The organism is Nonomuraea rhizosphaerae (genome assembly GCF_019396405.1).
Classification (GTDB): Bacteria; Actinomycetota; Actinomycetes; order Streptosporangiales; family Streptosporangiaceae; genus Nonomuraea; species Nonomuraea rhizosphaerae.
The window spans coordinates 1-9,170 of sequence record NZ_JAHKRL010000505.1 but is presented as its reverse complement, the minus strand read 5'-3'; the positions used below and the strand labels follow the sequence as shown (position 1 = coordinate 9,170).

7 protein-coding genes are annotated in these 9,170 nt (G+C 70.8%); 5 read left to right on the top strand and 2 right to left on the bottom strand.

Translation table 11 applies throughout. The features are described from left to right. Positions 1–191 precede the first annotated feature (191 nt). The gene (locus KME77_RS26415) at positions 192–497 is read left to right on the top strand and encodes a hypothetical protein (RefSeq protein WP_219471648.1); all 306 of its coding nucleotides are present in this window, start codon (positions 192–194) and stop codon (positions 495–497) included. 472 nt (positions 498–969) lie between these two features. After that, positions 970–3,087: a serine/threonine-protein kinase gene (locus KME77_RS30070; RefSeq protein WP_219471647.1), complete on the top strand. Its 2,118-nt coding sequence runs from the start codon at positions 970–972 to the stop codon at positions 3,085–3,087. A gap of 589 nt (positions 3,088–3,676) precedes the next feature. Here KME77_RS30070 and KME77_RS26405 read toward each other — a convergent pair. Beyond that, positions 3,677–5,548 (bottom strand): glycoside hydrolase family 9 protein, encoded by a 1,872-nt coding sequence (locus KME77_RS26405; protein WP_246610777.1) that lies wholly within the window; start codon positions 5,546–5,548, stop codon positions 3,677–3,679. A gap of 145 nt (positions 5,549–5,693) precedes the next feature. Between KME77_RS26405 and KME77_RS26400 the strand changes: the two genes are divergently transcribed. From KME77_RS26400 to nusB, 3 genes are read left to right on the top strand one after another with little or no spacing between them, the layout of a single operon-like run. Beyond that, a complete protein-coding gene (locus KME77_RS26400) occupies positions 5,694–6,785 on the top strand; it encodes a M24 family metallopeptidase (RefSeq protein WP_219471645.1) in 1,092 nt (363 codons plus the stop codon). 24 nt (positions 6,786–6,809) lie between these two features. Continuing rightward, positions 6,810–7,370 (top strand): elongation factor P, encoded by a 561-nt coding sequence (gene efp / locus KME77_RS26395; protein ID WP_219471644.1) that lies wholly within the window; start codon positions 6,810–6,812, stop codon positions 7,368–7,370. 1 nt (position 7,371) lies between these two features. After that, positions 7,372–7,782 (top strand): transcription antitermination factor NusB, encoded by a 411-nt coding sequence (gene nusB / locus KME77_RS26390; protein ID WP_219471643.1) that lies wholly within the window; start codon positions 7,372–7,374, stop codon positions 7,780–7,782. A gap of 326 nt (positions 7,783–8,108) precedes the next feature. Here nusB and KME77_RS26385 read toward each other — a convergent pair whose 3' ends face one another. After that, the gene (locus KME77_RS26385) at positions 8,109–8,816 is read right to left on the bottom strand and encodes a hypothetical protein (protein WP_219471642.1); all 708 of its coding nucleotides are present in this window, start codon (positions 8,814–8,816) and stop codon (positions 8,109–8,111) included. Between the last annotated feature and the right edge of the window lie 354 nt (positions 8,817–9,170).

Genomic DNA, 9,170 nt, shown 5'->3' with positions numbered 1-9,170 from the left:
GTGTGGCGCTTGTCATGTAATGAGCGGTGAAGCACGTCGCACGCGTGTTATTTCGTACGCGGGTGAACAAAGACCAGTCGTGCCGGTAAGCCGTCTCCTGGGTGAATCCATGCACATCGCACACGCCGAGACGCCATGCTGGTTCGGGCGCCCAAGCGCGCCATCCCTCCATGCCGGAAGGTGCATGAGTCATGACAGGCAGCCCTCAGCGGGGCGCTTTCACCAAAGAGCACATGAACGCCGTGCTGGCGATGGTCACCGTCGCGCTCGAAGCACGGGAGAGCGGCGACACCAGCGACCCGGTCGGCCTGCAGGTGATCGGCAGGGTCATCAACGAGGTTCCGCGTGAGGTCGCCGCGATGGCGTCGCTGCACCTCATCCTCCTGCTCGTACGGCACCTCGCGCGGGTGCAGGGACGGCCGGTGGACGAGGTCTGGCAGGAGCTCGCGCTCATCTACGCCGAGGACTGGCCGGAGGACGAGATACCTCGGGCCTGACGGCCACCCGTCAAGTCCGGTCCACTCCGGGCAGTCCGGTACGCGCCTGCCTCCAGCGGTCACACGTTCGGGCAGTTCCACACACCACGTCGGGGCAGACCCCGGCGATCACCCGTTCCGATCACCTCCGTACGCGCTCGCCCCACCCGTGGGCGAGTGGGCGGACGTTGATAAGACGCCTCCGCGAGCCACCTGGTTGACACGCGCCCGCAGCCGTCTCGTGGCCGCAGTCGTCACGCGCCCGACGCTGTCACGCCTCTGACGGGGCACGGGATCGGCATCGGGATCGGCGCCGGCCGAAGTGGGCACGCGCCCGCGAACAGCGTGCCGGCCGACATACTGGCGGGCGTGTTGACCGACAGGCTGGCCGACATGCTGATCGGGCGTGCTGACCGGTGTTGTGGGACGGCTGAGGCCCTTGGGGGCCTAGGGTGGGTCGAAAATTGCCGTTTCTGTAGGTATTGGCGGAGATATGTCCGACACGACGCCGTCCATGGTCGCCGGCCGGTACCGGCTCGATGAGCGCATCGGCAGCGGGCCGATGGGCGAGGTGTGGCGCGGGTACGACTCGCGCGCCGACTGGACCGTGGCCGTGAAGATGCTGAACACGCAGGCGGCCACGGCCGACGAGCTGCGCCGGCACGCCCAGGCCGTCGCCCGGGTCATCCACCCGAACGTCGCCATGGTCCTGGACGTCGGCGACCACGAGGGCACGCCGTTCCTGGTGATGGAGTTCCTCACCGGGGAGAGCCTCGGCGAGGAGGTGGCCGGAGGCGGGTCGCTGCCCATTGTCGAGGCGTGCGACCTGATCGGCCAGGCGGCGGCCGGGCTGGAGGCGGCGCACCGGGCCGGGGTGGTGCACGGGCAGATCGGCCCCGACAGTTTCCGGCGTGCCGGGAGCGGGGTGCTGAAGGTGGTCGGGTTCGGACCGGCCGGTGAGCCGGCCTTGGACGACGGCGTACGGTATCGAGCGCCCGAGGTGGTCGACGGGCGCGGCGGCGAGGCTGCTGCCGACCTGTACGCGCTGGGGTGCGTCTGTTACGAGGTGCTGTGCGGACGGCCGCCGTTCGAGGGGACGCCGGAGGAGGTCGCCGACCTGCAATTGGACGCCGACCCCGAACCCCCGAGCCGCCACCGCCCCGAGATCTCCGGCGAGCTGGACCGTCTGGTGCTGGCTCTGCTGGCCAAGGACCCTGGTGCCCGGCCCGCCGGTGGGGAGCCGGTACGCAGAGCGCTCGCCGCCATCGCCCGGCCGCACCGCCCCCAGGCCGCTCAGGCCGCCCAGGCGACGGCGTCCCAGGGCGGTCCGGCGACGGCATCCCAGGGGGGTCCGGCGAGTGTCGCGTCGTCCGTTCCGGGCGCCCTCCCTCAGTCGCATCCCGCTCCGATCCCGCAGACCGGCCAGGTCGCCGCTCACCTCGCTGGGCCGCACGACCTCAACACCTCCCCACAGCACGCCACAGCCGCACCGACCGGAAGCGGCGCGGGCGCGCCGCACGGGAACACCGCGTCCGGGCCGGGGGAGCACGGCCCCTCCGCATGGGGGGCCGCCGGGCTGGGCGGGAGCGGTACGCCTGGCCCGGGCGGGGCCGGTGTGCCTGGCCCGGGCGGGGCCGGTGTGCCTGGCCCGGGCGGGGCCGGTTCGGCCGGGCACGGTGGGAGCGATATGTCCGGGCGGAGTGGGAGCGGTGCCTCCGAGTGGAGCGGAGGCGGTGAACCTGGCCAGGCCGGGGACGGTATGGCGGGGCATGCCAGGGGCGGCACGGCAGGGCAGACCGGAGCTGCGTCGACTGGCCTGAGCGCGAGCGGCATGCCCGGTATGAGTGGAGGCGGCGTGCCCGGTATGAGTAGAGATGGCGCGAGCGGTGTGCCCGGTATGGGGGGAGGCGGCGTGCCCGGTATTGGGGGAAATGACGCGAGCGGTGTGCCGGGTATGAGCGGAGGTGGCGCGACCGGTCCGGCTGCGGGTGGTGCGTCGCGGCCGAGTGGAGGTGACACGGCGATTCTGCCGGGCGGGGCGTTCCACGAGGGGCCGCCGCCCGAGGCGCTGTCCAACCGGCGCCTGTTCATCCAGCTCGGCGTGGCGCTGGCGGTGATCGTCGTGGTCACCGTGGGGCTGGTGCTGTGGGCGGGCTCGCGTGGCGGCACGCCCGTGGCCGCGCCCACACCGAGCGCCGACGTGCCGTCCACCGAACCGGCCCAGCCGACACCGACTCCGACTCCGACCCCACCGCCGACACCGTCGCCGACACGGAGCACGTCCGTCGCGCCGATTCCCCAGGACACCGGCGCCCCCAACCCCAAGGGCACCCTGGCGAACAGCGTCCCGCCCGGGGGCTGGGTGAAGTGGCTGGGCGAGTTCGACAAGGCGGTGACGGCCCAGGAGACCATCGGCGACATCGAGCCGAGCGCCGCGAACAAGGCGCACGACAAGATCCGCAAGGCGGGCAGGAAGTTCCTGGAGGGCCACGACGGCCCCGGCCTGAACCAGATCGCCGACGTGATGCGCGACCTGCGCAAGGCTCAGCAGAAGGGCGACGTCCCGTCGTCCGGCCCGCTGGCCGACTTCCTCAACGACTGGAAACTCTGACCCGACACCGACGGGTCCGCACGCGAGGCTGCACGGGGGCCCTGCACGTGGGGCTGGCACGTGAGGCTGGCACACAGGGCCTGCACACGATGGGCCCTGGACACGGGGAGCCCTGAATGCGGTGGGCTCTGCATGCGGTGGGCTCTAGATACGGCGCCCTCCACTCAGCGGGCCCTCCACAGCCGGGAGTCTTGCGGCTCACGACGGGAAGCATGCCGCTCCGCCGAAGGGGGTTCTGCTCAGCAACGGGCCGCCGTCGGTGGCCGGAAGTTGCAGCTCGGCGCCGGGAGGCTGCGATGCGGCGGCGTACAGCAGAGCTGGGGCGGCAGTGGAAGCGTGCCGCTCGGCCGCCAGGAGCTGCGGCTCGGCACGAGAAGATCGGCCGCTCAGCGTAGAGAAAGCCGCTCAGCGCCGGGACGCGCCGCCCAGAGGTCGGTGGCCACAGTTCGGCAGTGGGAAGCGTGCCAGTGGGCGTAACCGGCAAACAGGAGGAGGGGGCGATGGTTGCGGGTTCGGTATCGGGAAGTGGAGAGTTCGGCAGGCGGTAGTCGCCGCTTCAAGAAGCGGAAGCGGCGACTACCGGAACCGGCTAGTCCGACATCAGCGTCAGCGCGTACAGCGCCACCGCCGCGAAGTCGTCCGCCGGCTCCGACGCCTGCCACGAGCGCACGTCGTCCACGAACCGGCTGCCGTGCCCCGTGAACGGCGCGTACCGGTCCACGCCGTCCGACGGGCAGGGCCGCATGCCTTCCAGGTGGTTGCCCAGGCCGTCGTGGAAGAGGGAGTCGGCGTTGGGGCCGTTCACCACGGCGCCGACGACGGGCCGGCCGGTGATGTTGGAGATCTGGTAGTGGGGGCAGCGGATGGCGTTCTGGCCGGCGCCGGCGACGAAGGAGACGCCCCAGGCGTTGGCGCCGAACGCCCAGCCGCGCTGCCGGGTGCCGAAGGCGTCGTACGCGCGGTCACCGCTGACCGTCCGGTACAGCCGTGACGTGGCCGCCAGCCCGAAGGCGTGCGGCACGGAGTCGAACTCGTCGTAGGCGGCCCCCGCGCGGAAGGGGTCCCCGGCGGCGCGCTTGACGCCGATCTCGAGCTGCGCCCGCAGGTCGTCCACGAGCTGCTGTTCGGTGACCGGCAGCCCCTCGGAGACGGAGACGGGGCCGTCGACGGCGATCAGGGCGGGCAGGCCGTCCGCGCCCATGACGGGGTTGGCCGTCACGGGGCTGGCGGCGTCCGCCTGGCGGATGGCCTTGATCAGGTCGGCGTGCGCCAGGGCGCTCACGTCGTACAGGTTGAACGTGTCGCCGCCCGCCTCGTGCTCCAGGTACTGGCCCGCCCAGTGGGCGGCCTGGCGCAGCCAGCCGTCGGCGCGGCCGTCGCCGAGCCGGAGCGCGGCCAGCGCCAGCTCGGCGCCGCCCAGCTCCATGTCGTCGCGCCAGGCGCTCTCCGGGTAGAAGGCGTACGGGAGCGAGGTGACCAGGCGCCCTACCTTGTCCGTCTTGGCCATCGCGTAGATCGCCGCGGCCTGGTTCAGCAGGGCCGTCGCCCGCGTGCGGGAGGTCTCCACCTGCGCGGCCAGGGCGAAGGCGGCCGCGGTGCGGCCCGCCAGGTTGGGGCTGATGGGCTTGCCAGGGTCGGCGGCGCGGAAGACGGGCCGGTGGCGCAGGAACGGGTGCTTGGAGGTGTCGTCCTTCTCGGGCAGCCGCCAGACGTCGTGGTCGCCGACGTACGTGGCGTCCTCGTCGCCCGCGCCGATGCCCACCTGGATGTAGAGCGTCTTGGACTTCCCGTCCCACATCTTGTCCAGATATTTCAGGCCGTGGGTGGCTTCGCGGCGCAGGCGTGTGTCAGAGCCGTCCGCGCCCCCGCCGCCGGTCCCGCCCCCGTCCCTGATCGACGCGTACATGAGCGTGTCGACGTAGGCCAGGATGTGCGTGAACTTCAGGTAGTCACCCGCGTCGAACCAGCCGCCCTCGACGTCGACCGGCCCGCCGATCCTGCGCGGCTTGCCCTTGATCTGGTCGGTGTCGGGCCCGGTGAACTCCGGCCAGTCGTAGACCGCGGCCGCCCTGTCGTTGTGGTGCCGCCGCCCGCCGTCCCGCTGGGCCCGGAAGAACGAGAGGATCTTGGAAGCGGGCGCGGCGGGTGCGGCGGAGGAGACCTGGAAGGCGGGCGAGGTCATGGGGCCCGATCTGACCCGGTAACGGCCCGGCTCCTTCAGCGCGGTGAGGTCCAGCTCGTACACGTGCCCGTACGTGCCGTTCCACGGTCCGAGGTCGCGTCCGGCGCTGCCTTTGAGCACCTCACGGCCGTCGTCGCGGACGACGCTGAAGCGCGCGCCCGAGGCGCCCGCCCGCGTCATCATGAAGGCGTGCTTGGACTCGGCGGGCGCGAAGCCCACCTGATCGACCCGGATGTGCCCGGGTGGCAGCGGCGCGGCCACGGCCTGCGTGCTCCCCATGGACAGGACGGTCAAGGCGACAGCTAAGGCGTACCTCATCATGGGGCGGCTCCATGAAGAAATGTGAACAGCGTTCGGCACGGTATTCGCGTGTGACAGGAGAGGTCAATAGTGATCCGAGGGTCAATACACGTACATTGACGAAATGACCGTCAATTATCGGGAACGCCGGGCGCGGGTCGCGAAAATGCTGCCCGCGCGAGGGGTCGAGGCGATCCTCGTGACCTCGGGCGTCAACGTGCGCTACCTCACCGGGCTGGAGAGCTCGAACGCCGCCGTGCTGATCGGCGACGACGGCTCCGCGCTGCTGGTCACCGACAACCGCTACATCGACAAGACGCACGACCTGGACGTGGCGGCCGTGGAGGCCTCCGACGTGGCGGCCAGGCTGGCGGCGCCCGGCGTCGGGATCGAGGCGGCGAGCATGACCGTGGCGACGTTCAACCGCCTGAGCCACGCCCTGGCGGACGTCACCGGCGACCGCCCGGACGCCGGCGCGGGACGGACGGGCGGCCTGGTGCCCCTGGAGCCGCTGGTGGAGGTGCTGCGCGCGGTCAAGGACGACGACGAACTGGAACTCCTGCGCACGGCCTGCGCGATCAGCGACCAGGCCTTCGCCGACGTGATGGGCAACATCCAGCCCGGCGTCACCGAACGGGACGTCGCCAGGCTCCTGGAGGCCCGCATGGTCGAGCTGGGCGCCGGCAAGCCCGCCTTCGACACGATCGTCGCGGCCGGCGAGAACGGCGCCGTCCCGCACCACGCCCCCACCGGCAGGGAGCTGCGCACGGGCGACCTGGTCACCATCGACTTCGGCGCCTGCTACCAGGGCTACCACGCCGACATGACGCGTACGGTCGCCCTGGGCGAGCCGGCCGCGTGGCAGCGGGAGGTGTACGACCTGGTCGCCGAGGCCCAGCGTGCGGGCAGGCACGCGCTGCGGCCCGGGGTGAGCACGAAGGAGGTGGACGCCGCCGCCCGCGGCATCATCGAGGCCGCGGGCCACGGAGGCCACTTCAGGCACGGCCTCGGGCACGGTGTCGGGCTGGAGATCCACGAGGACCCGTTCCTGGGCCCCTCCAGGACCGGTAGACTAGAGGATCGAGTTCCTGTGACCGTCGAGCCGGGGGTCTATCTTCCCGGCCGGGGCGGCGTCCGCATCGAGGACACTCTCGTGACGCGCGAAGGCGGACCGGAACTTCTCACGAAGACGACCAAGGAGCTGCTCGTCCTTTGAGCGGCCGCACGCGGGAGATTACGAGTGGCGACGACCAACGACCTCAAGAACGGCATCGTGCTGAAGCTCGACGGCGGGGAGCTGTGGACCGTTGTCGAATTCCAGCACGTCAAGCCGGGCAAGGGCGGCGCGTTCGTGCGCACCAAGCTCAAGAACGTGCTCTCCGGCAAGGTCGTCGACAAGACCTTCAACGCCGGGGTGAAGGTCGACGTGGCCAACGTCGACAAGCGCGAGATGCAGTACTCCTACCGGGACGGCGACGACTTCGTCTTCATGGACACCGAGACCTACGACATGGTCAACGTGCCCAGCAAGACGGTCGGCTCCGCCGCCAACTACCTGCTGGAGAACACGCTGGCCACGGTCGCCTTCAACGAGGGGGCCGCGTTGTACGTGGACCTGCCCGCGGCCGTCGAGCTGGTCATCTCCAACACCGAGCCGGGCCTGCAGGGCGACCGCTCCACCGGCGGCACCAAGCCCGCCACGCTGGAGACCGGCGCCGAGGTGAAGGTCCCGCTGTTCATCACCACCGGCGAGAAGATCAAGGTCGACACCCGTAGCGGCGAATACCTCGGCCGGGCCTGAGGTGTCGGCACGAGGCAAAGCACGCAGGCGTGCGCTCGACATCCTCTTCGAGTCCGAGCTGCGCGACGAGGATCCGCTGAGGATCCTCGCCGAGCGGGTCGAACGGCAGGAGCCCCCCGTCAACGAGTACACCTCGGCCATCGTCGAGGGCGTGGCCCGTCACCGGGCCCGCATCGACGAGTTGATCACCACCTACTCCGAGGGATGGACCCTCGACCGCATGCCCGCGGTCGATCGCAACCTGCTGCGCGGCGGCACGTACGAACTGCTGTGGATGCCGGACGTGCCCGAGGGCGTGGTCATCAGCGAGTGGGTGCACCTGGCGGGGGAGCTGTCGACCGACGAATCACCCCAGTTCGTGAACGGTCTGCTGGCCCGCTTCAAACAGCTGAAGCCAAGTCTCACCCTTTAGACACCCATCCCGGGCGAACGAAGTTCTACCGCCAGGCGGACAAAAGCCATACCGAGTAGAAGAAGTCTCTACTCCGCTTTCGACTCCCGTACACCCTGGCGAGGTACGTTCCAGACACGCGGCCTGCACGGCTTGCGCAAGGCGAGGGACGTGTACGCCGCACGGTCAGCCGTTTGACGCTTGCCAGGCGCGAGGGGCTGACCGTGCGGCCACGGCAGAAGCCCACCCGCCTCTGTCGCGTCCGGAGTCATGACAGCGCTGGCCATGGGCGCCGACGCCCCACAAATCGCCCCGCCGGTCCATCCCAGCCGGCGGGGCACCAGCTTCTACCAGGTCCAGTCCGAGTGGCCCTCGGCGGCCCACGGCTTGGGGAAGTACTGGCGGACCCCGAAGGCCATGCCGACCCCCTTGGCGAGGTAGTTGTCCCGGTCCAGCTTCCTGGTGATCGCCTGGCCGGGCTTGCCCTGGTTGTCCCACCACGACTCCCACTGCTTGACGCACCTCCTCGTGCCGTAGGCGGGGGCGGAGCAGGAGGCGGGCGGCGACCAGATCTGCGTGTGGCCGAAGTCGACGACCTTGCCCGACGACTCCTCGGTCAGCGTGCCCCACGCCTTGAGGCAGTAGGCCTGGGAGGGGATGTCCCACTTCACGTAGTGCTGGGGGCCGCTGGTGGCGATCGTACGGAGGTTGCCGCACTTGGCGTCGCCGATCTGCTCCTTGGTCACCCGCAGGCGGTAGTAGGTGCCGTTGTCGCGCCACCCGTCGAGCATCACCCACGAGCCCGCGTGGACGAACTTCTCGGCGTAGTCCGGCGGCCAGCTCTTCGGGTCGCCCCAGCTGATCTCGGACGTGGTGGCCGACAGCGGCTTCCAGGCCCACTGGCCGGCCGCCCTGCCGTCCGCCCAGAACTGTCCCGCGCTGCGCGAGAACATGCGCGAGTACTCCCCGTAGTCCTCACCGGCGGCCCGGGCGGGCACGGCCACCACCGCCGAGAGGGAGAGCGCCGACAACGAAACCAGCAAGAACCTACGCAAGATCATTCACCTATCACTCTCTGTGGCTGCGGAACAGCCCTCCATCCAACTCCGCCCGCCACGACCGGCGGGACCACTTCACCGATCGTGAAAACGAGAGTCAGCGAGGACGGTGGCCGCGGACGGGAGCGGGTGATCTCCCGCACCGCGTAGGCTGGGGCGGGTTCGTGGGAAGCGCAAAGGGAGGCGAGCCGACGTTGCGTGCTGATGGCGTCACGAGGACCCCGGCGGTGCGGACCGCCGTCGTCTGGGACGCGCTGCGGGCGGTGCTGGCCGAGCGCGCCGCCGCCACGGGGCGTGATGGCCTCGACATCGTCGACGCGGGCGGGGCCACGGGCGCGTTCGCAGTGCCCC